Origin of the sequence: Devosia sp. (genome assembly GCF_028290645.1) — a bacterium.
Taxonomy (GTDB): domain Bacteria; phylum Pseudomonadota; class Alphaproteobacteria; order Rhizobiales; family Devosiaceae; genus Devosia_A.
Window position 1 is genome coordinate 1 of record NZ_JAQGJL010000106.1, and the last position, 24,523, is coordinate 24,523.

The window sequence follows — 24,523 nt, forward strand, 5'->3', positions numbered from 1 at the left end:
CTCCTGGAGCCCATCGGCAACATCCCGCCGGCCGAAGCCGAGCAACGCTACTACGCCATGCTGGAAAATCCGGCCATGGCGGCGTAACTTAAACCAAATGGCCTCCGGCAAAACCGGGGCGGTTCAGAGAGGCTGAGGGCCGGTTTCCGGCGTGCTCGCATTTCCTGCAGCGCAATCGCCTGCTCAGGTCGTGGATGAAAGTGGTGACCGAGCGGCGAAGTGCGCAGAGGTCCACAGAACTTGGCGTTTTGCAGCGAGAGCATTCGATTTCCAGCCACGGAAATAGTCACAGGCCTTTGCATTCCGCTTCGGTTTACAGCTTGGTTACGTTAACGGGACTTCCTATAGAGCGCCCCCCTGTCGCCCCGCTCGTGCCGCAATCAAGACAAAGCCTGACTTAGCTCAATTTGTCCTAGACAATGTGGGATTGGCCATGCGGTTAGTCTGGATAACGATTTTAGCGCTAATTTGCGGCGGTGTGTTGATTGCGACGAAAGCCAGCACTGGCAAATCCGCTTCGGTCGCCGAACTGCCTGTTGCCTCGTCCGCAGTGGCGTCACTGCAGGCTGTCGATACCTTGACGAAGACTGACAAATTAAGCGTAGCCTATGTGCAAGAAGCCATTGTGGATCACGATGCGCCTCCCGACCCTACACCTGTCATTGGCCCTACACCTGTCGATGATCCTTCCCCGGCAGAAGTGAGCAGTCCGCCTACCAACACAACAGAACTGAGCAAGCAGGCCTCACGCCTGTACGCCAAGCAAAAGAAACCGACCAACACTGCCAAGCTTAAAAATGCGGCTAAGAGTAAAAAACACGAGTTTGCTCGGCACCGCGCGGTACCAACGCAAAGGGTCTGCGCGCATGCAAACTACGGCTTAGACGGAATATTAGTCGCGTTGAAATTGAAGACCCACTGTGTCACGTGAATAAAGCAGTGAAGTTGAAGCACAGGTTTCGATCTCAAGGCCTGCTAACCTGCGGCTCAACAACGTTACCATAACCTCTCCCATTAACTGCACCTAGGAGCACCGCACGCGCCGAGAGACCATTGGCAGACTGCTGTCTGGCCGGTCAATCAGCGTCCCCGCTCTAATAACTGCGACAGAGAGAAAAGCACAATCGCCGCCACCGGTCCCCGGCACGGAGGGCACTTCGTTTCGACGGACTCGCATTTGAAGATTTTTTCAGACCGAAGCGCAATAGTTCCCAAGCGGTTGACGCGCTTCGACGAAGGCGAGAACTGGACGACCTAACCAAGCAATGAGAACTGCTTAGGCAGCTCGTGCCCTCGCTGGTATAGCGTGAAGTATGGCCTTCATGACGTTCATCGTGGTGGGGTGAGGTTGGCGCTCTCTACCCATCGCGCTGCATTTGATCTGATAGGATCGTTGCTAACAGACAGGGTGAGCACCTGCACGCACTTGGAGCATTCGAAATATAGCAGGTCGAAGCCATTTGTCCCCGATCTGGCGCGCACGAAGCTCATCCTGACTGCGCACTTGGGGCATGCCGGACGGTCGATCAGTGAGGGTGATGAGCAACACGAGGTAAGTTGAGATTTGGGCATCTGATGCCCCCCCTATTGGGTGGGAGCATGAAGCGCTCTCAGTCACCGGGTGAAGAAGGCCACGGATGGAACGGTGATCTACAGAGTATGAACTGGCAATGTCGGCTAGTCGACATAATTCACGAGGGCTACTTCCGTCGCAACATATGAAACAGCCTGCCGTCCGACGCATCCTGCATCAAAGACGCTAGGGAAGCGTCAAGTTGATCTTTGGAAGGCGCGGTCGCGAGGCGTCCAGAGGTGGAGGGATCGCTTGCTAACAGCCTAGCGGCGAAGGATAACGGTTACCATTGGGTAAATGTTTATCTCGCTAAATTTCTGCACGGCTTAGGAATTGCGCAGCAGATCTGAAGCAACATTGCAGCATTGATGGTCCTGACAATTGCAGTTGGAGGCCGACATGTTTTTACATCGAAGCGAACGAACAAGAATCATTCGCCCCGCAAAGTGGCTATCGAAAGAGGCCGACGCTTGTCATGATTGCGTCGTCAATAATTTTGATGCTCAGAATGCGTGCGTCAGTTTCAATTCCTCCGAGTTTTCCTGTCTCCCTGTCGATTTTGAGTTGAGCTTCGACAATTTTCACACCTGTTGGTCGTGCCACGTAGTCTGGCAAGTGAATGGTGTCGCTGATGTCGAATGGCGCCTGTTGTAGCTGAAGTACCCAACACGTTGGCAGTCCCTTTGAGATCGCTACGACTGGACAGTTCGTTCTATACACCTGCGCTTTCGTGGCGACGATCCGTCGCGCACGTCCATAGGTCGTCTTGTCCTTTGGGAAAGCCAAGACGCGACTTAATTCAAAACTCGTCTATCAGAGGCATTTGCAAGCCGAGCGTCCGAAGGATTGCCCGATGGTGAAACGTACATACCCTTGGCTCGTTGGATATATTTCGACGGTTCAGCTTTCTTTCAAATGGTCGCTACACGATACGAATAGCCTCTTGTTCCTCCGTCGAATTGTGAAAATCGGTACCTCACTTTGTAAGCTCACATCCATTTCGCTACAGAGAAGCCGCGTCACCGTTTGATGACGCGGCTCCACGCAGCCCTGCTGGGGTTGTGGGAGGCGGGCTACGAAGTTTACCCCGGAAACACCAACGCCTATTCCATCACAAGATCGGCGCGGCCGCCGTCCTGTTTTGACCACTCGGCAGAAAAGTCTATATGTGTCAGCCGTCAACTCTTCTTGCGGGTCACAGCGACGTATTGGATACAATGTCTCGGCAACATCGACCTCACCAGATTGATCAGCGAACATAGCTCGTGCCGGGCAGCACTCGCGGCGGGTTTGGCTCGATCTCAGCCAAACGCAGGCGGTGCCGTTGCGTTGCATCATTACGGTGACCTGCGAGTATCGCGCACGGCCAGCTCGTACACGGCTTTGGCCCCTGAATCGGCTGAGGGATTCTTCAGATTAGGACGATGATGATCGGCATATTCTTTGCCGTCGACCGGAGCGGCGCGCGGCGGGTCTTTGTCGCGATAAGGGCGACCGATGCCGAACTTTTGGCCGTTCGCATCTATCCAAATCCAAAGTAATCGGCTGGAGGCCAAGCGCTGGCTCCGGGTTGCACCATCAACGCTCACGAGATCTACGGCAGGACCGCGCCCGTAAGCGCGCGATTTTAGACCGAACATTATGATACCTCGCTCGTCTATGGCAATTCGTCCGCTTGCTCACTTTGGGGGATATGGAGTAGGAGGCGGGTCCATCAAAGGACAGCATTCGCCCCCAACCAATACAAAAATGTGGGGCGCGATGTAGGTTATTCTTCAGTTCGGAACCTATATAGATGGTATAGCTATATAATTTCGATGCAATGGCGGAGGGAGAGGAGCTGGGGTCGAACCTTCTCCGCGTAAATCAGTGTGCCTGGCGGTAGATAAGCGTTCACCAAAGACCATCGCTATTCGGCGCGGCGGGTGGTCCCCATTTGGGCCACCTTTTCGGAAATATGGTTCTCATCCGGCCGCCACGATCAGGGTACCCTGCGCGCCGGTCGAAGGCCCCACGGAGGGCGCAGGCCCCTTGCAAGGTCAGGGCTCCGGCTGCGCTGCGCCCCCGTTCGGCCGCCCTTGCGACGGCCCAGGGCGGTCCTACGGCCGCCTTCGGCCAGGTGGCTCCCGTTCGACCGCCCACAGCGCCCGACACTTTAAGCGGACGGGTTCGTCGTTGCGGCTGCCAGATCGGCGTCCGAGCGCCTATTCTCGTTTCAGCCCCCGAGCGAGCCCCCAGCCGAAGAGAGGAAGACCTTATCGACCAGCCTTTCCATTGAGCGAGCGACGGCTTACTCGGCTGCTTTTGTTGCTTGCCAATTTCGGCCGGGAAGGCAACCGCAACCGATCAGCTCGATTATAAATCAAAAAACTCTGGCAGTGATGATCGGCACTACGCGATCACGAATCAGTCGTTTCACGAACAAGTTGCGCAAGCTGGGCCTCATCAGCTCCAATGGGAGGGCTGACGCGGTTGCGAACGTGCATCTCCGAATGGGTCGTCTGCCTCACGATCGGTCAGCGCTTGTGCAGCAATGACAACTTCGAGGCGGTTACGAGCGTTAAGTTTTTGCATTAGGATCGTCATGTAATTTTTGACCGTTTTCTCACTGATCTTTAGCGAGGCGGCGATCGCTTTATTGGTGAAGCCGCGCAACAAGAGCCGAACGATCTGATCTTCGCGAATGCTCAATCTGACGGCTTCGGCTGCCACTCGCCGCAGCGATGCGTTTCGCAATCCTGCGATGACCTGGCTTGCAAAGCTCTGTGTAATGTACGTCTCGCCATGCCGAACCGCTTCAATCGCCTGAAGGAGTTCTTTCGCGCTGCTGCCTTTCAGGACATATCCGGTTGCGCCAGCATCCAGTGCTCGGATTGCCGAGTCGACGCCGGTAGCAGCAGTGAACGCGACTACCTTTGTGTTCGGCGAGATCTTGATGGACGTCGAAATTGCCTCGTAGACATCCCCCGCCATACTCAGATCGACGATGATGATGTCTGGACGGAACCGCAATGAAATGTCGATGATGTCTTTCGCTGTCGAACCCGTCGACAATATTTCGAGACCTTGAGCGCGCGACAATAGCGCAACGATACCTTCAATCAATAACGGGTGGTCATCTACCAAACCAATGGAAATTGTACGCATATGGCCCCCTGCAATGCAACGCTACAAAAAAAATTGCGCTAGCAAGTCGAGAGAATGGCAGCAAACTTAGCTCAATAAAAAGGAAAATGTAAACATCAATGCTAATACATCATTAACTGTAGGAAGCGTGTCAGCGAATGATCCCAGCCTTGCAGTGTACGTTAGAGAAAACGAGGGCGGATGAAGCTTAGGCGCCGATCGATCGCAAATCTAGTTTCCTGTTCGGGTGACGGGAAGCTTAGCTCGAATTTGAGTCCCTATGCCGCAGTGCGATATCATTTCAAAGGTGCCTTTTAGGGCTTCGACACGGTTGCGCAAACCCGCGATGCCAAGTCCGGTTCTGCTGCGTGGGTTCGCGGGATTGCTTTCGACAAGTCCCGGGCCGCCATCGCTCACCGTGATGACGACGAATTCTGTATCCGCCCAAACCTCGACGCGCTGTTCTACAGCTTTGCCGTGATGGAAAGCATTGTTCAGTCCTTCCTGCACGATCCTGTAAAGGCAGATTGTTAGAGGCGGCGCCAGGTCTGCGGGCAGCTCATCAATTTGATGGCGGACATTCGACCCCGTCGCATCCTCGTGGTTTTGCACGGCCAGGCGCAGTATTTCATTGGGCGTCAAGCCCTCCAGCTGCGGCAGCACAAGACCGGTCGAGATTTGGCGGAGCTCGTCTAGTATCCGTGCAGTCAAGGCTTCGGTGCCGGTATCGTATGGACCGCCACAGGTGTAGGCCCGCTTCTTGCTGGCCGGGTCGGTCAGCTTAAGCACCAAGAGGCTCACGAGTTGGATCGGGCCGTCATGCAAGTCCTGTCCAATCCGGGCAAGCAGATTCTCGTTGGAGTTCGCTGCCTCCAGACGGGCATCATCTGCCACGCGACGCAACCGGTAGTTCTGCGCGGCGAGTGCCTTCGCTTCGACAACACTTCTCATAAGGGTTGACTGGTACTCGGTGACCAGGTTCGCGGTGCGGCGAACCATCAGGAACAGTATCAACATCATCGGAGCGGTGACCGCACCAACGATCCCGATCGATATGAGACGAATCGAAGCCAGATCGCCCGCAAGTCTTCTGCCGTCAGTATAGACCTCGCCGACGGCGATGATCCTCGTTGTTCCTTCGCGGAATAGCGGTGCATAGATTTCGACGAGGGGAAGATGCAAGCGCCTCTCGGTGGCATTCTCGACGGCGTCCAGAAAATCGAACTCGCCGGTTACCTTGCCTTCGGCGGCTGAGGCGATGTGATGCGAGGGAAATCTCTCGCCGACGGCTTCCTTATTGGTCGAGTACACAAGCGTGGCGTCCGGCAACCAGATCTTGATCATTTTTACGCGCTCGCCCAGCTTTCCAGCGAGGAGGTCATCGAGCTTTTCCACACTCTCGGGAGACAGGCTGCGGGAAGTGGCAAGTTCTTGCGCTGATGGACCGAGGAAGACTTCGGTGAAGAGGGCGCCTTCCTCGGCGGCCGTCTGCATCATGCTTGCTTCGATGCGTTCCGAGATGGCGAACGCGAGCAGTCCCATCGAGACCGCTATCGTTATCGCGGCAGCTACGACAAATTGGTGAGTAAGTCCGAACGAAGGAGTCTTGAGGCCGGTCTTAACAAACGACCAAGTCATAGTCGTGTATCCTTGCCAAAAGCGACGATCAGCGTTTGAACTTCCGCGGCCGCCTGACAAGCGCTCTTCGTAAAAATCCATCGCCGAGCAATATGAACCTATGTGTAGCACGTCCAGCGGCATGAAGTACATCCGACTGATCTATACGGCCATTAACGCTAATGAGACCGATCATAGTCGATCAAAGAGAGCACGTCTGCCTGACGATGTCTCGGGACTTTAGTCCCGAGTGTTTGCGGGACCTTGTCCCTCGCTCATCGGGGGACCTTGTGCCTCGCACTTCTCGGGACCTTGTACCCTTATCCGCGCGCTTCGATAGATCTCAGATGGCATCATAGAGCGGGCCTCGATGCAGCGTGAGCCACGGTCGGCATCACAATAGCGGCGAAGCGCGATTGAGCGGGGGAAGTTGTGATGACCACGAGACCATTATCAAAGGTGATCTTGAGTTCGTCTTGCTGGCCAAGGCAGCGACGACTTCCGGGGAGAGGGCGTCGATGCGGACCCGCCCATCAATTCCAACCTTGTGATCGACATTAGTTTTAACAACCCGATCGCCATTGCGGTCGGGTGCAACAACAGATGAGGGCGTCATGGTTGCCTATATCAGAAGCGATCTGGATTTCATTCTCGCGCAGATCAAGGTCGCGGAGAAGCACGCCGCCTACACCGCCAACCCGCTGGATCCGAATGCGGCTCCGCTCTACGGCGTGGGCGCAGCTGGACAGGCCGGTTCCGTTCCGACCTATACCCTCAGCATCGGCCTGCGCACCGTCGACGGGCAGTACAACAACCTGCTGCAGGGCCAGGAAAAGTGGGGCGCTGCGGACATGCAGTTCCCTGAACTGCTCGATCCGACCTTCCGGCCCGGAGAAAACGTGCCGGCGAATTTCCTGCCGCCGGGCGCGCCCGCCGTACCGACGTCGTATGCGCCCTCAAACAACCCCGGCTCGATGGTGTTCGATTCGAGCCTGCGCACCATTTCCAACCTGATCGTCGACCAGACGCTCGCCAATCCGGCCGCGATCCTGAAGGGTCTGGAAATCGGCGGGGTCGCCGAGGCCACCTTGGCCAACGTCGCCCTGGTGCAGGACATCTACAACGCCTTCAAGCCCGCGTCCGACTCCGAGTATCAGTCCCGGGTGTTGATGCAGAACGCCAAGACCGCCGCAAACGCGCTCAGCGACGGCGACCCCGCCACGGCTCCCAGCCCCGCCGAACAGGCGGCGCTCGACGCCCTGGCCACCGCGACCTCGGCGCACGCCCTCATGCTCGCCGATCTGGAAGCCGCCCGCGTGGTCCGCGATGCGGCTCTCGAGCCGTACGGCCTCACGATGGACGGCGACAACGTCCAGATCACCAACGTCTCCCCAGACGTCGGGCTTTCGGCCCCCTTCAACTCCTGGTTCACGCTGTTCGGCCAGTTTTTCGATCACGGCCTGGATCTCGTCAACAAGGGCGGCAGCGGCACCGTGTTCGTACCGCTTCTGCCGGACGATCCGTTGTACGTGCCGGGTAGCCAGACCAATTTCATGGTGCTGACCCGTGCCACCGTTTCCCCGGGCGCCGATGGCCTCATGGGCACCGCGGACGACGTGCGTCCCGTCAACACCACGACTCCGTTCGTCGACCAGAACCAGACCTATACGTCGCACGCCTCCCACCAGGTGTTCCTGCGCCAGTATGCGCTCGACGCCAATGGCGTCCCGCACGCCACCGGCAAGCTGATCGAGGGCGGCGGCGACCAGCCAGGCGGCATGGCCACCTGGGGCGAGGTTAAGGAACAGGCCAGGATGCTCGGTATCCTGCTGACCGACCAGGATGTCGGCGCAGTTCCGCTGCTCCGCACCGACCAGTACGGCAACTTCATTCCCAATGCCCAGGGTTTCGCGCAGATCATCACCGGCATCGGAGCCGACGGCATTCCGAACACGGCGGACGACATCGTCATCTCCGGCACCTCGGCAGCTCCGGTCGGCGTCGCCACGGCGCTCCGCATCAATGCGGCATTCCTGGCCGATATCGCCCACGACGCGGTGCCGAATGGCCTCGCCGACGGCGACATCGAAATTGGCCTCGCCAACCCGGGCAACGGGCTGGCGGTGTACGACAACGAGTTGCTGGACGCCCATTTCATCGCCGGCGACGGCCGCGCCAACGAGAACATCGGCCTGACCGCCGTCCACCACATCTTCCACTCCGAGCACAACCGGCTGGTCGAGCACACCAAGGAGATCGTGCTGGCCTCGAACGACCTGGCCTTCATCAACGAATGGCTCGAAGTCGATCTCGCCGCTCTGCCGACGCCGGCCCAGCTCGCCACCCTCGTGTGGGACGGCGAGCGCCTGTTCCAGGCCGCCAAGTTCGGCACCGAGATGCAGTATCAGCATCTCGTGTTCGAGGACTTCGCCCGCAAGGTGCAGCCCAACATCGACTTCTTCGTGGTGCCGGACGGCTACCACGCCGACATCAATCCCAGCATCGTCGCCGAGTTCGCCCACGTTGTGTACCGCTTCGGCCACTCGATGCTGACCGAGACCATCGACCGGCTCGATCCGACCTTCACGAACGATCAGATCGGGCTGATCGAGGCCTTCCTCAATCCGATCGAGTTCGACGCCGGCCACACCGTGGCCGATAGCGTCGCCGCCGGCAACATCATCCGCGGCATGACGCGACAGGTCGGCAACGAGATCGACGAATTCGTCACCAGCGCCCTGCGCAACAACCTGCTCGGGCTGCCGCTCGATCTGGCCACCATCAACCTGGCCCGCGGTCGCGATGCCGGCGTGCCCTCGCTGAACGTCGCGCGCCGCGACTTCTTCGAGGCCTCAAGCCACGCCGAGGAACTGCGGCCCTATGCTAGCTGGGTGGAGTTCGCAAGCCATCTCAAGAACGAAGCCTCGATCATCAACTTCGTCGCCGCCTATGGCACGCACGCGCTGATCACCGCCGAGACCACCATCGAAGGCAAGCGCGACGCCGCCATGGCGCTGATCTTCGGCACCAGCTTCGGCGACACCATCGTTCCCACCGACCCGACGGCACTGGCCGCCTTCCACGCCGACCGCGTGGCCTTCCTCAACGCCACCGGCGTCTACGGCGGCGGCGCGCTCGGCGGGCTCGACAACGTCGATCTCTGGATCGGCGGCCTCGCCGAAAAGGTCATGCCCTTCGGCGGCATGCTGGGCTCGACCTTCAACTTCGTGTTCGAGGTCCAGCTCGAGAAGCTGCAGGACGGCGACCGCTTCTACTATCTGCAGCGTCTCGACGGACTGCATCTGCTGTCCGAAATGGAGAACAACACCTTCGCCAAGGTGATCGGCCTCAATGCCGACGCTGGCCATCTGCCCTCGGACGTGTTCTCCACGCCCGGCCTGATCCTCGAGGTCGACCAGACCAAGCAGTGGAACCCGGGCCTTGACGGCGCCGATCCGGTCGGCGGCAGCATCCTCACCGCACTGGTGCTGCGCGACAACCCGGCGACCGTCGGAGTCGAAGCCAACTACCTGCGCTACACCGGCGCCGACCACGTCCTGTTGGGCGGCACCGACCAGGCCGACACCCTCATTGCGAGCGAGGGCGACGACACCCTCTACGGTGACGGCGGCAACGACCGAATGGAAGGTGGCGCCGGCAACGACCAGTACATCGGCGGCGACGGCGACGATATCATCACCGACCTGTTCGGCGACGACATCATGCGCACCGGACGCGGGCATGACGCGGTCAACGCGGGCCAGGGCGTCGATCTGGTCGTCGCGGACGAAGGCCAGGACTTCATCGTGCTAGGAGCGGACGGTCTGGACGAAGCGTTCGGCGGCGTCGGCAACGACTTCGTCTACGGCAGCAAGACCACCGAACAGACGATGGGCGGAGAGGGTGACGACTGGATCGAGATCGGCGCCTGGACCGGTGCCATCGGCGACAACTTCGACGACCAGTTCCAGCAGGATGCGGTCAAGGGACACGACGTGTTCCATGGCGATGGCGGGTTCGACGAGTTCATCGGCGAAGGCGGCGACGATATCTGGTTCGGAAGCCTCGGCCGCGGCAAGTTCGACGGCATGTCCGGGTTCGACTGGACGACCTACGCCAACTCGAATTTCGCGGTCAACGTCGACCTCGCCACCCAGATCCTGCCCGGCATCCCTGTGCTTCCGGCCGACGCCGCGCTCGACAGCTTCACCCAGGTCGAAGGCGCTTCCGGCTCGACCCGCAACGACGTCATCCGCGGTTCGGACGTGACCGCGGCCGACATGCCGACGGAAGGATTCCGCGGCAGCGCGCTCGACGCCGAAGGTCTCGCCCTCATCGCCGGCCTGCCGGCTCTGCTGGCGGGTGCCGGACCGGACTCGTTCGATGCCCAGGGCCGCTTCGTCGGCGGCAACATCCTGCTCGGCGGCGACGGCAGCGACCTCATCGAAGGCCGCGGCGGCGACGACATCATCGACGGTGACAAATGGCTGCGGGTGCGCATCGCAGTGATGTCAACCTTCGACGAGAATGGCCCGACCGGCACCACCGTGCTGTCCTATCACGACAGCATGACCACCCTGGTTCAGGGGGTGTTCGCAGGCACTATCAATCCCGGCCAGCTCAAGATTGTCCGCGACATCGTCTCAACCGGCGACGCGACGCCGGACGTCGATACCGCGGCCTACTCGGGCTTGCGCGCCGAATATTCGTTCTCGGCCCGCGCCGACGGCGCGCTCGTGGTCGCCAACACCGGCGGCCTGGCTCCGCTCGATGGGACGGACCTGCTGCGCAACATCGAAAGGTTGCAGTTCACCGACGGCACTCTCGGGATCATCGTCGGGACCCCGAACAACGATGTGCTCAACGGCACGGCGGGGGACGACCTGATGCTCGGCCTGGCCGGCAACGACGTGCTCAACGGCGGCGCGGGCAACGACATCCTGGTGGGCGGACCGAACGGCCCGGCCACCGGCGGCACCTTCGCGGACCCCTTCACCACGATCAACGCGGCGTGGGTGGAATCCAACGACGGCGCCGGAGCGACCAACCAGGTCCGCATCGACGACGGTAACAGCAATCTTCTCCGCTTCCACGGCGGGGCCGGGATGAACGGCGCCGAGATCACCCGGGCGTTCGATCTCTCCAGCGCGAACACGGCGACCATCACCTACGACTTCGACGCCGACGGCCTTGATGGCACCGAGCAGGTACGGGTGCTGTTCGCGGCCGATGGCGTGAATTACACCTTGCTCAACACGATCGACGCCGACGACAACGGCAGCGGCAACCACGTCGTCAGCGGGCCGTTCTCGACGACGGCGCGCATTCGCTTCGAAGTCACGGGCATCGACGGCACGACCGAGAATGTCGAGGTCGACAATCTCCAGATCGTGTATGCTTCCGCCGAGACGTTGAACGGCGGCCTCGGCAACGACACCTACGCGTTCGGCCTCGGCGACGGTAACGACGTCATCAACGAAAGCGTCTCCGCCACCAGCGGCGGAACCGCCGATCGGATCTCGATCCTTGCGCCGAGCACCGGAATCGACCCGGTGACCGGCCTGCCGATCCTGACCATCACCTCCCTCAGCGCCATCGACAGCAGCACCGGCACCCAGACCGGCGACCTGGTGATCAACTACGCCCTGCCCGCCGGTACCCAGCAGACCATCACGGTGGCCGGGCACTTCACGGGGGCCAATCCCGAGACCGGCATCGAACGCATCAACTTCAACGGCGCCACCTTCGCCGGCTACGCGCTCGGAACCGACGACTACCTGATCAGCCGCCTGGATCCGAACAACGACCGTGTCATTGACCTGACGGCCTCGCTCGCCAACAACTTCATCGCCGGCGAAAACACTACCTCCGACGAGATCGTCGGCGGTAGCGGCAACGACCTGATCTTCGGTGGTTCCGGCAACAACGACCTCGTTGGCGGGCTCGGCGACGACCTCCTGGTCGGCGGCAGCGGCAGCGACGATCTCGACTCCCGGCTCAACGCTGCGGGCGACGATTTCGAGGGCGCCATCGGCGCCGACACCATGGTCGGCGGTGCCGGCGACGACACCTACGGCGTCGACGACCTGCTCGACGTCGCGCTCGAGGCGATAGGTGAGGGCACCGACACCGTCGAAACCTTCCTGGCCGCTCTCTCGATCGAGAACATGGCCAACGTAGAGAACCTGGCCTACCGGGGCGTCGATGCCAACCAGTTCGTCGGCACCGGCAATGCCTTGAACAACGTCATCACTGGCGGCGACCTGGCCGATACCCTCACCGGCGGGCTCGGTAACGACACTCTCAACGGCGGACTCGGCAACGACGCCCTCAACGGCGGCGACGGCGCCGACATCCTGAACGGCGGCGACGACGTCGATACGCTGAACGGCGGGATCGGGGCTGACACCCTCAACGGCGGTGCCGGAGCCGATATCATGGTCGGCGGCCTCGACAATGACACCTACGTCGTCGACGACGCCGGCGACGTGGCGACCGAACTGGCCCTCGGAGGCACCGACACGGTCCAATCCTCGATCTCCTACACCCTCGGTGCGGAACTTGAGAACCTGACGCTGACCGGCGGCGACGCCATCAACGGCACCGGCAACGCGCTCGCCAACGTTATCACCGGCAACGCCGCCAACAACCAGATCTTCGGCGGTGGCGGCAACGACACCATCAATGCCGGCAACGGCACCGACCTGATCGACAGCGGCACCGGCGACGACACGCTGAACGGCGGTCCCGGCAACGATACCATCATCGGCGGAGCCGGCAACGATGCGATCACCGTCACCGACGGCAACGACGTCATCCTCTACAACAGCGCCGACATCGGAACCGACACCATCATCGGCTTCGACGCGACGGGGGGAACCGCGGCAACCCAAGACCTGATCAACCTCAGCGCCCTCGGGATCACCGCCGCCAACCTTGCAACCCGGGTTCTCGAAAGCCAGGACGGCACCACTGCGGTGCTCACCGTCAGGGACGCTTCCCTGGCGACGATCGGCACGATCCGGGTCGCCAACACCACGGTCGGCGCCATCGAGGCGACCGACTACGTCCTGGCGGCGGCTGCCCCGGCAACCTTCGGCACCCCGACCGCCAACGCCGACATCATCACCGGCAACGGCGCGGCCAACCTCATCGACGGCCAGGGCGGCAACGACACGCTGAGCGGAGGCGCCGGCGACGACGTCATCATCGGCGGCGAGGGCACCGACACCCTCAACGGCGACGACGGCAACGATACGCTGAGCGGCGGTGCCGGCAGCAACAACGGCACCTATGTCGACGACTTCAACAACGCTGCGCTGAACAACAGCACGGGCTCGGTACCCTGGACCTCGTCCTGGATCGAGACCGGCGACAGCGGGGCCATCACGGCGGGCCAGATCCGCATCGACAACGGCAACAACGTGCTGCAGTTCTTCGGCGGAGCAGGCGCAGGCTTCGATGGTGCGCAGATCCAGCGCGGCATCAACCTCGCCGGCGCGACGGCTGCAGCCCTGAGCTACTCCATCGCCGAAACCGGCCTGGACGCGGGCGACGACTCGATCGGGGTGTTCTTCTCCCGTGACGGGTCGACCTTCGTTCAGATCGACACCATCAACGATACGACCAACGCCGCCGCCCGTAACATCAACCTGAGCCTGTTCGGCGCAGGAGCGTTCACGGCCAACGCCGCTATTCGCTTCGTGGCATCCAGCCTGGAAAACGGCGATAGCGTCAACATCGACAATCTTGCCGTCAACTTCACGGTGCCTGGCCTCAACGCGGGGGCGGACACGGTCAACGGCGGAGCCGGAGACGACACGATTATCTGGAATGCCAATGCGGCGGCTCCGACCGATGGCCGCGACATCGTCAACGGCGGCACCGAAGGCAACGCGGGCGACACCTTCGTCATCAACGGCAACACCTCCAGCGAGGCCTTCACCATCTACACGCTGGCCGCCTGGGATGCCGTCGCCGGCAACGACCTCGCCAGCTTCGGCGGGCGGACTCCGGAGATCGTCATCACCCGCAACGGCACCGGCTTTGGCAATGTGATCGCGGAACTGAGCGAGATCGAGGAAATCCGCATCAACAGCGTCGAGCCCAACGGGACGCCGACCACTACGCCGGTCGGCGCGGGACCGGGCGACACATTCACTGTCGTCGGCGACTTCACGCCGACCAGCCTGCGCCTCAACACCATCACGATCGATGGCGACTTGGGTAATGACACGATCGACATCTCGGCACTGACTTCGGCCCATCGCATCGTGTTCAAGTCCAACGGCGGCAACGACACCATCATCGGCGCCTTGCAGGCCGAGGACGTGATCGAGCTCCCGGAAGGGACGGATCTCTCGACCTACCACCTGGCCGAGAACCCGAACGGCACCCGGACCATCTCGAACGGGACTCATTCGGTCACCTTCACCGGCGTCGTGCCGCCCCAGTTCGTGACCAACGGGGATCAGCCTGGCGACGAGGACGACGACGAGAACGAGAACGGGTCGCACGACGACTGCAACGACGAGGAGACACCGACCGTCATCGGCGACGAGCAAACCACGACAAACGGCGTGCTCCGGACCGGAACCCCGCAGACCGACACGCTGGTCGGCACCCAAGGCGACGACACCATCGTTGCCTTGGCCGGAGACGACATCGCCATCGGCGATGCCGGGGCCGACGCGATCTCGGCCGGCGAGGGCGACGACTTCGTCAGCGGCGGCAGCGGCCGCGATGTGATCTTCGCCGGAACGGGCGACGACCACGTGTTCGCCGGAGCGGGCGAGGACATGGTCTACGGCGATGACGGGGCGGACCGCATCTTCGGCGATCAGGGCGACGACCTGATCGATGCCGGTTACGGCGACGATACGGTGTTCGGCGGTGCCGGCGACGACCTGATCGTGGCCGAGGTCAACGACGGCAACGACGCCTATTTCGGCGACGAAGGCACCGGGGGTTCCGGCATCGACACGCTCGACATGTCGGCGATCAGTGCCGCCACCACCGTCAATCTGGGCTCTGGCCCGCTGCTGAACGGCAGCGCGTCGAGTTCCCAGACCGGCAACGACACCCTCTGGGGTATCGAGAACGTCAACACCGGCTCCGGCAACGACGTCATCGTCGCCGGCACCGCCGCCAACGTGATGAACGGAGGGCTCGGCGACGACACCTTCCGCTTCAACTCGGTAGAAGCGGCGAAGGGCGACACCATCGTCGGCTTCGAACCGGGCGACCGGATCGACCTCAGCGGCATCGATGCGAACTACGCCAGCGACGGCAACCAGAGCTTCACGCTGGTGTCCGACGCGGCCTTCACCGCGGCGGGACAGCTCGCAGTGACCTACGAGACCCACGGCGGCCAGGAATTCACCGTCGTCCAGGGCAACATCGACGGCAACAACGCCGCCGACTTCAAGATCGAGATCGCGGGCCACCAGACCCTCGGCGCCAACGTCACGCTCTAGCCGCGACCTCTGCTGGAACGGGAGATGCTCCTCCCGTTCCAGTCCTTACCCGCTTTCCTCGCACCAGACGGCACCCCAAAAAATGGCCAAATCGAAAGAGCTCACCCCCGCGAAGCGCCGGCGTTTGGCCGAACTGACCCAGGGCTTCCGCGGCATCGTTCTGTTCCTGTTCGTGATCTCCGGCATGATCAACCTGCTGGCGCTCACCGGCTCCGTTTACATGATGCAGATCTACGACCGCGCCCTCACCAGCGGCAGCGTTCCGACCCTGGTGGTGCTGTCGACGTTGGCGATCGGACTGTATCTGTTCCAGGGCGCCTTCGACGTCGTCCGCTCCCAGGTGCTTGTGCGGGTCGGCGCCCGGATCGACCGCAAGATCGCCCCCTTGGCGCACCGCGTCGCCATCGACATGCCGCGCTTCGGCTTCTCCACATCCGAGGCGCTGGAGCGCGGGCGCGACGTCGACACCGTGCGCGGCTTCCTCGGCAGCCAGGGCCCCTCGGCGCTGTTCGACCTGCCCTGGATGCCGATCTATCTGGCCTTCATCTACTTCCTTCACCCGATGCTGGGCGCGCTGACCTTCGCCGGCGCCCTGGTCCTCGTTGTGCTCACCGTCGTCAGCGAGATCATGACCCGGCGCCTCATCGTGGCCACGCGCAAGGCGGCGATGACCCGCAACGGCATTGCGGACTGCAACGCGCGCAACGCCGAGGTCCTCAAGGCGATGGGCTTCGCCGACCGCGCCGTCGGCCGCTTCAACGAGGCCAATGCCGAGCATCTCGACCTGCAGACCCGGGCCAACGACATCACAGGAAGCTTCGCCGCGGTCTCGCGCGTGCTCCGCATGGTGCTGCAGTCAGCCCTGCTCGGTCTCGGCGCCTACCTCGCCATCAAGGGTGAGCTTTCGGCCGGCGCCATCATCGCGGTCTCGGTCGCCTCGGCCCGGGCGCTTGCTCCCGTCGATCTTGCGATCGGCAATTGGAAGGCCTTCATCGCCGCGCGCATGGCCTACCAACGGCTGCGCGACACCGTGATCGCGCTCGTCAGCGCCGAAGAACCGATGCGGCTGCCCGATCCGGCCGCCCGTCTCACGGTGGAGAAGATCACCGTGGCGGTCCCGGGATCCGGCCAGGTGGTGCTGAGCGAGGTTGCCTTCGAGATCGAGGCCGGCCAGGCGCTCGGCATCATCGGTCCCAGCGCCGGCGGCAAGACCACGCTGGTGCGGGCGCTGACCGGAATCTGGCCCACATTGCGCGGCAGCGTCCGGCTCGACGGTGCCGACCTGACGCAATGGCGCGAGGAAGACGTCGGCAGGCACATCGGCTACCTGCCCCAGGAGGTCGCCCTGATGGACGCCACCATCGAGGACAACATCTGCCGCCTCGAGCCCGAACCCGACTACCGCAAGGTGATCGAGGCCGCCAAGGCGGCGGGCGTCCACGAGATGATCGTCAAGATGCCGGAAGGCTACCGGACCAGGCTGGGGCCGCAGGGCTGCGCGCTCTCCGCCGGACAAAGGCAGCGCATTGCGCTGGCGCGGGCGCTCTACGGCAATCCGTTCGTGGTGGTGATGGACGAGCCCAACTCCAACCTCGACGGCGAGGGCGAAGCGGCGCTCACCGCGGCCATCGAGCGCATCCGCGCCCGCGGCGGCATTGCCATCGTGATCGCGCACCGGCCGAGCGCGCTGGTCGCGGTCGATCTCGTCGCCATCGTCCAGGCCGGCCGCATGGTCGCCTTCGGCAAGAAGCAGGACATAATGACCCCGGTCCTGCAGCCCGCCGCGCAGGCCTCGGCCGACACGCTTCTCGAGACCCAGCTGCGGAGGCCGGCATGACCATCAACATCCAGGCCACCCGACAGTCCACCACCGAGACCGCCCCCCGCCGCGAGGACTACGAGGAAAAGGACAGCCGCCGCCGCCGTCTCGTGCCGCTGTTCTTCCTGCTGTTCGTTGGATCATGCACCGCCTACCTCAGAAGCTTCCTGCCCGTGAAGCTGGAGGCCCGCGAGGCCGTCCGCGAACCCAAGGGCTCCGGCGAGAACGGGGAGACCGTCAAGGAGGACGTGCTCGCGGCGGCCGACGAGCCCGACCCCGAGCAGCCGGTGGCCACCAAATCGTCCGGCCACCCCGAACATGTCAGGATCTCCGCACCCAACGACGAGGGCCGTGCCCCGGGCGGATCAACCGATTTCAGCGCCAGGGCGCGCACCGACAAACCCAAAGTGGACACCGGCTCGGGCGAGAGCCCGAAGGTCGCCAACGACAACCGTCCGCCCCCGCACCAAGAGAGCCCCGGCGGGGCCGGAGGCGGAGGCGGAGGCGGAGGCGGAGGCGGAGGCGGAGGCGGCGGTGGCGGTGGCGGCGGCGGCGGCGGCGGCGGCGGTGGTGGCTACGGCACGAACCCGAATCCACGCGACCCGCGCGACCCACCGGCACCGGACCACCGCAACCGCGCGCCCCGCGTCTCTGGCGCCGTCTATCTGCCCGACGCCGTGGCCTGCCAGGGGCTGGCGATATCGCTCGCGGCGCTGCTCGCCGGCGCCACCGATGCCGACGGGGACAATCTGACCGTAGTCGGCATTTCCTCGTCCTCCGGCACGCTGACCCGGACCGAGGATGGCGGCTGGGAGTTCGACCGCGCCGCGGGCATGCTTGGCGAGGTCAGGCTGACCTATGCGATCAGCGACGGCTCCCACATCGTGATGCAGACGGCCTACTTCAACGTGGTCGAGGCGCCGCCGATCCTCGGGACCGAGGGCGACGACATCCTGCTCGGCACCCAATGCGCCGAAACCATCGTAGGGCTCGGCGGCGACGACAACATCGACGCCCGCGGCGGCAACGACCGGATCTCGGGCGGCGACGGCAACGACCACATCCTGGCGGGCGCGGGCAACGACGTGGTCTATGCGGGGGCCGGCAACGACATCGTGTTCGCGGGAGCGGGCAACGACGTGGTGTTCGCCGGTGCCGGCGACGACCGCCTGTTCGGCGAGGACGGCGACGACACGCTGCTGGGCGAGGACGGCAACGACCAGCTCGCCGGCGGAGCGGGCCGCGACATCCTGCTGGCGGGAGCCGGCGACGACACCCTCGACGGCGGCACCGGCAACGACACGCTCGATGGCGGCGACGGCGCGGACCGGCTGTCCGGCGGTGACGGCGACGACATCGTGACCGGCGGCGGCGGCAACGACAACATCGCCGGCGACGCCGGCAACGACACCCTTTCAGACGGCGGCGGATCCGACGTCGTCGTCGGCGGCGCGGGCACCGACCGCCTGCTGGCGTCGGCCGATGCCGCCAACGACAGCTTCAGCGGCGGCACCGGCATCGACACGCTGGACTACTCCTCGGCCGCGCGTGCCGTCGACGTGAACCTGGCCACCGGCCAGGCCTACGGCGAAGACATCGGCAACGACACGGTCTCGGAGATCGAGTCCGTGGTCGGCGGCGAGGGCGACGACGCCCTGACGGCCGGCATGGCCTCCGCCTCGCTCGACGGCGGAAACGGCGACGACGTCGTGACCGGCGGCTGCGGCAACGACACCCTGGTCGGCAACGCCGGCAACGACACCATCGCGGACGGCGGCGGATCCGATTCCGTCGCCGGCGGCGCCGGCAACGACGTGGTCATGGCATCGGCCGATGCCGCGGACGACAGCCTCAATGGCGGCGCCGGAACCGACACCCTCGACTACTCCATGGCTGTCCGAGGCCTCGCCATCGATCTCGCTGCCCGCCGCGCCTTCGGCGCGGACATCGGCGACGACCAGATTGCGGAATTCGAGATCGTGCTCGGCGGCGCCGGCAACGACACGATCGCCGCAAGCGCAATCTCGGCCTCGATCGCCGGCGGCCGCGGCGACGATACCTTGACGGGCGGGGTGGGTGGCGACGTGCTGGCGGGCAACGCCGGCAACGACACCATCGCAGACGGAGGCGGATCGGACACGGTTGACGGCGGCTGCGGCGACGACGTCGTGCTGGCGTCCGTGGACGGCGCCGACGATCGCTATGATGGCAATTCGGGCCACGATACGCTGGACTATTCGGCAACCACCATCACCGTCACCATCGACCTGCGCAACGGCACCGCGAAAGGACTCGAGATCGGCGAGGACCTGATTCAGGGCTTCGAGGAGATCATCGCGGGCTCGGGCGACGACGTGATTCATGCTGGCAGCGGATCGGTAGTCCTGACGGGCGGCGCCGGCAACGACCGCTTCGAATTCCAGTGCGACGACAGCGGTTCGGAGCAGAACGTGGTGAAGAAGATCACAGACTTCACCGTCGGCGACAGGATCGTGGCCGCCACCTACGAGATTACCATCAAGGATGGCGACGACGCGGTCGAACAGGTCGCCGGCCTGTTCGAGCAGATCTACCTCGACGGGGACGGCGGCGGCCACGACCGGCCCGTGCGCTTCCGTTTCGAGGAACTCGAGGACCGCCAGTACACCGCCATCGACGTCGCCAACGGCACTCACGCCGAGGACATCATGACGATCGAACTCGCCGGCCACCACCATCTGCAGTTCGCCGCCATCCATTCTTGAGGGATAGAAGCTATGAAGCATGTCGATGCATCCGAGTTCGCGCCGCTGCCGGCCCCCGCCCGGGACTTGCCCCGCGAACGGCCGTTGCGCCTGTGGCCGCGCATCCTGACCGGCCTGTTGCTGACCGCGCTGCTGGTGGCCGGTTGCGGCGGCTGGGCGGCCTGGGCAATGCTGGAGGGCGCGGTGGTCGCCGTTGGCACGGTCAAGGTCGACCAAAACCTCAAGGAGGTGCAGCACCGCGACGGCGGCATCGTCAAGACCCTTTCGGTGCGCCAGGGCGACCAAGTCCGGGAAGGCCAGGTGCTGGCGACGCTCGACGACGTCCAGATCAAGGCCGAGCATCTGATCGTCCGCGCCCAGATGGTCGAGGCGCTGGGGCGCCGCGCCCGCTTGGTGGCGGAACGCGACAACCTGCTCTCCGCCGACTTTCCAGCCGAGATGCACGCGCTGTTCCCCTCGACCGCCGGGGCGGTGATTCACGGCGAGACCCGGCTGTTCACGGGCAACAAGACCGCGCGCGACAGCCAGAAGGAGCAACTCGAGCTCAGCATCGGCCAGACCGGCGAGGAGATCAGGGGCATGAAGGCTCGCCTTGCGGCTAAGGAGGAGGAGATCAGGCTGGTCGGCGCCGAGCGCGAGAAGCTGCAATCGCTGTTCGACCACAAGATTGTCGAGTACCAGCGCGTCTACTCCGCCCAGCGCGACTACGCGCGCATCATGGGCGAACAGGGCGAGATCCAGGCTGGCATCGCTCGCGCCAAAGTAAGAACGAGCGAGATCCGCGTGCAGATCATCGCCGTGGACCAGAACGCCTCGACCGAGGCCCAGAAGGACCTGCGCACCGTGGAGGCGCGCATCGCCGAACTGCAGGAGCGCAAGCTCGCCGTCGAGGACCGCCTGTCTCGCACCGAGATCCGCTCACCGGCCTCGGGCTACGTGAACGAACTATTCGCCTACACGGTGGGCGGCGTCATCACCCCGGCCGCCAAGATCGCCACCGTGGTGCCGGAGAACGCCGACCTCAAGTTCGAGATCAAAGTTTCGCCGGCCGACATCGATCAGGTCCGGGCCGGACTGCCAGCGCGCATCCGTCTCACCGCCTTCAACCGTACCACCACGCCGGAACTGAGGGGCACCGTGGCGATGGTGTCGCCGGCCTCGGCCCGCGACCCCTCCAACGGCCAGGAGCACTACATCGCCTACGTGCATTTGCTCCCGACCGAGGACGCCATGGTCCAGCTGAAGGGATTGAAGCTCGTTCCCGGCATGCCGGCGGAGGTGTTCATCACCACCCAGGAGCGGACCGCGGCCTCCTATCTGGCCAAGCCCTTCACCGACCAGATGACCCGCGCCTTCCGCGAGCGTTGAGGGATCCTAGCGGCAGCCAGAGGAGCGAGTTATGTCATCCAGGCATTAAAGATCGCTTCACCGATGATCGCAAATGCGTGCTATGTCCGGCTAAACGTACCTGAGCTCGGCTTGGGTAGCCCCTATCTGAAATAGCACGTGCAACAGAGCCGCTTTTTCACTCGACCGCAATGATTCAATAGAGAACACGGTTGCGCTTCGCCAAAATTGTCATCGGCAGCTCCATTTGGACCGGCTTCTGTCATGCTCTAGCTTCGCGCTCTTAAGTTCGTGACGCTCAGTTACGCGCGTCTGCCGCCATGAATGCGTAAGTTGCCAGCTCGCGTCTATCAACAGTTATGGAAGATTCAATGCTGTGGACGGCCGTGAATTCTGTGAATGCAGCTCGCCATCTTCACAGACCACTGCGTCCACCGAACGCACCCTGCGCTTGTAACATTAGAGCTCGCTAACTGGATGGCAGCTTTGCGCCGATACTGTTGAAAAAGTCGCTTTCCGCTCCGGGTCGAAATTTCCTAGCCTCGCTGGTGGGCCTCGCTCATAGTGACCTGAGGGACCGCATCGCATCGCGCAAAATCGATCACGGTCATCGAGAGTTGGCAGAAGCAGCGTCCAACGATGGATTAGACTGAACGCGTGTTTGGGCGAAAATTTTGAGGTCGATCAATTTTCGACTTTTTCAACAGTATCCGCCAGAAGCGGCCGTATGAAACGAACGACCGTTGGCCCTCATGGAGGGGCCTACGATTTTCTTGCGGCCGTCAATAACAGTTGATTTGGACTTTCCCACCCGGCGGCCGTTTCATATCGACTGATAACTTGCTCCATAACCGACCAGCAGCATCCGCACGAGCAGCTCAGGATCAATCGAAGGCCGGCCGGTCGAGCTGTAGAATGGTGCCAACTCGCTCCGAATACCCGAAAGGTCGACGAACCGGTCGATAGACCTCAGAAGGTGCGAGGCCGGCACATGGCGCTCAAGCGAGAATTTGTAAGAGCCGCCTGATCAGTCTGCTGGGGACCCTCATCGATTCAGCCTCCACCGATACCGACAATGAATCAGCGATCGCGCTCCGCTTCAACAAGGAGTTTTTCAACAGAATCCGCCACAAGCGGACATGGAAATCTTGAATTTACTCCCTGAGAGACGCGCGCCGCCGACGCTCCGGCCAACAGATCGCGCGTCTCTGCTTTTCTCGTATCAGGCGATTTTATAACGGGGAGCTGGCTTGCCGGTTTGCGTCGCGGCGAAAAGTAACGAGCGCGCTTCGTCGTACCTGTCCCAGAGAGTCGCGTCCGCGACCGAAGGCCACGTGACCCTCTCGCCGTTGTCCAGACCCGACAAAGCGGCATCAACCATGTTTTCCGTCGTCATCACGGTTTCCTGGTTGAGTGCCGAGAGGGGAATCCCGGAGTTGTCCCAGATCTCGGTGGCAGTTGTGGCCGGGTTGACCAACTGAACCCTGATGCCGGTGTTCGCGAACTCTTCTTGAAGGCCGCGCGTGAAATTCATCACGAAACCCTTGGTGCCGCTGTAGACAGCGCTAACAGGCAGTGCGTGAATGCCGAGCACCGAGGCAATGTTGATGATCAAGCCATCATTCGCCTTCACGAAGGCCGGCACAACGGCGTGGGTCAGGCGCGTCAGAGACGTAACGTTGAGCGCAATCTGCGCGAGCGAATCTTGAAGCAGAGATTGTGCAAGCGGTTTTAGCCGAGCAAGACCAGCGTTATTCACCAGGACTCGGACTGTCGGATTGGTTGATAGAACGCGCTCGACCTTAGCGAGGTCACCATCCTTTTCGAGGTCGGCCTGAAGCGCTTCGACACTTACACCGTGAGTTTTCCGGATCTGATCGGCCAAATTCTCGAGGCGATCAAGCCTCCGCGCGACAAGGACAAGGTCGAAGCCCCGCTTGGCGAAACGATCGGCGTAGACGGCGCCGATACCGGATGACGCCCCTGTGATAACAGCGGTTTTTCGTGCAGACATGGCTTTTCTCCATACTTGGGCACCCAATTGTTGGGCACACAAGCATTTAGGTGGTCGCTGGACCTTTTCAATGCTACGGTGCCCAACTATCTTGAGGGCATGAAACACGAGAAAAATCCTGAGATTCCGTCGGCTTATGAGTTGGACGAGCTCGCCTGCACGCATACAGCGCTTCGCCGGGCTGCCCGGCGGCTCGGCCATCTCTATGACGAGGCTGTGGCGCCAACCGGCCTGAAGGCTACGCAGGTTGCCCTGCTTCTCCAGGCGGATCGTCTCGGTGGAGTTGATGGTCCTACGATGAATGCGCTTGCCGAACGTCTCGCACTCAGCATCTCGTCACTGACCTATGCGTTGCGTCCATTGGTGCGCGACGGCTTGATCAGGCTTGCGCAGGACGTACACGACAAACGAACGAAACACGCATCGCTAACAGCGCTCGGCAGAAAGCGTTTGGCTGAAGGGGTCAAGTTGTGGAACACTGCAAATCGCCGCACTGAGTTGGTACTCGGACACGATTCGGCCACTCAACTTCGGGCCCTTGCAGACGGCGTCTCATCCACGAAGTTTCTCGACGCCTATAGGGCCGGTCGGCCCGCTGGTTCAATGCAATGACACTGGAACGCTTAGTTTCGGCAAGAGTCGGTCGGCGCAAAAAAGCTTTATTAACGCTTTGCGCCGATACTGTGAAAAAGTCTTTTTGTGCTTCAGGTCGGATTTTCCGGGCGTCACTGGTGAGCCTTACGCATAGTGACGTAAGGGACCGCGTCGCGTCCCGCAAAATCGACCACTGCTCGTCATAGCTCGACT

General features: G+C 62.5%; 9 protein-coding genes and 3 pseudogenes. 7 read left to right on the forward strand and 5 right to left on the reverse strand.

Features of this window, described 5'->3' with window-relative positions; translation table 11 throughout:
* Positions 1-88: 88 nt before the first annotated feature.
* Positions 89-283: pseudogene (locus JWQ89_RS06145) on the reverse strand (hypothetical protein); the annotation flags it as partial.
* 150 nt (positions 284-433) lie between these two features.
* Between JWQ89_RS06145 and JWQ89_RS06150 the strand changes: the two are divergent.
* Both JWQ89_RS06150 and JWQ89_RS06155 read left to right on the forward strand, forming a co-directional pair.
* Entirely contained in the window at positions 434-931 is a 498-nt protein-coding gene (locus tag JWQ89_RS06150) for a hypothetical protein (RefSeq protein ID WP_299639324.1), read from the forward strand.
* A 2,878-nt stretch (positions 932-3,809) separates the two neighbouring features.
* Positions 3,810-4,110: pseudogene (locus JWQ89_RS06155) on the forward strand (helix-turn-helix domain-containing protein); the annotation flags it as partial.
* Here JWQ89_RS06155 and JWQ89_RS06160 read toward each other — a convergent pair.
* Together JWQ89_RS06160 and JWQ89_RS06165 are read right to left on the reverse strand one after the other, a co-directional pair.
* Positions 4,019-4,720, reverse strand: coding sequence for a response regulator transcription factor (locus tag JWQ89_RS06160; RefSeq protein ID WP_299639326.1), 702 nt, complete (start codon positions 4,718-4,720; stop codon positions 4,019-4,021). The pseudogene JWQ89_RS06155 and the gene JWQ89_RS06160 sit on opposite strands and share 92 nt — an antisense overlap.
* A 210-nt stretch (positions 4,721-4,930) precedes the next feature.
* On the reverse strand, positions 4,931-6,460 hold the full coding sequence (locus JWQ89_RS06165; RefSeq protein WP_299639328.1) for an ATP-binding protein: 1,530 nt from the start codon (positions 6,458-6,460) through the stop codon (positions 4,931-4,933).
* Between the two features lie 470 nt (positions 6,461-6,930).
* Here JWQ89_RS06165 and JWQ89_RS06170 point away from each other — a divergent pair, with 470 nt between their 5' ends.
* The 4 genes from JWQ89_RS06170 (at position 6,931) to JWQ89_RS06185 (ending at position 21,723) form a co-directional block, all read left to right on the forward strand.
* Positions 6,931-15,792 (forward strand): peroxidase family protein, encoded by an 8,862-nt coding sequence (locus tag JWQ89_RS06170; protein ID WP_299639330.1) that lies wholly within the window; start codon positions 6,931-6,933, stop codon positions 15,790-15,792.
* Positions 15,793-15,874: 82 nt separating this feature from the next.
* Entirely contained in the window at positions 15,875-17,629 is a 1,755-nt protein-coding gene (locus JWQ89_RS06175) for a type I secretion system permease/ATPase (protein WP_299639332.1), read from the forward strand.
* Complete coding sequence (locus JWQ89_RS06180) at positions 17,626-20,355, forward strand: cadherin-like domain-containing protein (protein ID WP_299639333.1); 2,730 nt, start codon at positions 17,626-17,628, stop codon at positions 20,353-20,355. The genes JWQ89_RS06175 and JWQ89_RS06180 overlap by 4 nt, the downstream gene beginning before the upstream one ends.
* A 12-nt stretch (positions 20,356-20,367) precedes the next feature.
* Entirely contained in the window at positions 20,368-21,723 is a 1,356-nt protein-coding gene (locus JWQ89_RS06185) for an HlyD family type I secretion periplasmic adaptor subunit (RefSeq protein ID WP_299639335.1), read from the forward strand.
* Between the two features lie 826 nt (positions 21,724-22,549).
* Here JWQ89_RS06185 and JWQ89_RS06190 read toward each other — a convergent pair.
* A pseudogene (locus JWQ89_RS06190) lies at positions 22,550-22,755 on the reverse strand (IS5/IS1182 family transposase); the annotation flags it as partial.
* 169 nt (positions 22,756-22,924) lie between these two features.
* Positions 22,925-23,716 (reverse strand): SDR family oxidoreductase, encoded by a 792-nt coding sequence (locus JWQ89_RS06195; RefSeq protein ID WP_299639337.1) that lies wholly within the window; start codon positions 23,714-23,716, stop codon positions 22,925-22,927.
* A 99-nt stretch (positions 23,717-23,815) separates the two neighbouring features.
* Between JWQ89_RS06195 and JWQ89_RS06200 the strand changes: the two genes are divergently transcribed.
* Positions 23,816-24,328: a MarR family transcriptional regulator gene (locus tag JWQ89_RS06200; protein ID WP_299639338.1), complete on the forward strand. Its 513-nt coding sequence runs from the start codon at positions 23,816-23,818 to the stop codon at positions 24,326-24,328.
* Positions 24,329-24,523: the final 195 nt, after the last annotated feature.

What these genes read in the sequence shown, in the direction of transcription:
- JWQ89_RS06150 (WP_299639324.1), top strand. Translation starts at nt 434, where the DNA reads ATGCGGTTAGTCTGGATAACGATTTTAGCGCTAATTTGCGGCGGTGTG.
- JWQ89_RS06160 (WP_299639326.1), bottom strand. Translation starts at nt 4,720, where the DNA reads ATGCGTACAATTTCCATTGGTTTGGTAGATGACCACCCGTTATTGATT.
- JWQ89_RS06165 (WP_299639328.1), bottom strand. Translation starts at nt 6,460, where the DNA reads ATGCCGCTGGACGTGCTACACATAGGTTCATATTGCTCGGCGATGGAT.
- JWQ89_RS06170 (WP_299639330.1), top strand. Translation starts at nt 6,931, where the DNA reads ATGGTTGCCTATATCAGAAGCGATCTGGATTTCATTCTCGCGCAGATC.
- JWQ89_RS06175 (WP_299639332.1), top strand. Translation starts at nt 15,875, where the DNA reads ATGGCCAAATCGAAAGAGCTCACCCCCGCGAAGCGCCGGCGTTTGGCC.
- JWQ89_RS06180 (WP_299639333.1), top strand. Translation starts at nt 17,626, where the DNA reads ATGACCATCAACATCCAGGCCACCCGACAGTCCACCACCGAGACCGCC.
- JWQ89_RS06185 (WP_299639335.1), top strand. Translation starts at nt 20,368, where the DNA reads ATGAAGCATGTCGATGCATCCGAGTTCGCGCCGCTGCCGGCCCCCGCC.
- JWQ89_RS06195 (WP_299639337.1), bottom strand. Translation starts at nt 23,716, where the DNA reads ATGTCTGCACGAAAAACCGCTGTTATCACAGGGGCGTCATCCGGTATC.
- JWQ89_RS06200 (WP_299639338.1), top strand. Translation starts at nt 23,816, where the DNA reads ATGAAACACGAGAAAAATCCTGAGATTCCGTCGGCTTATGAGTTGGAC.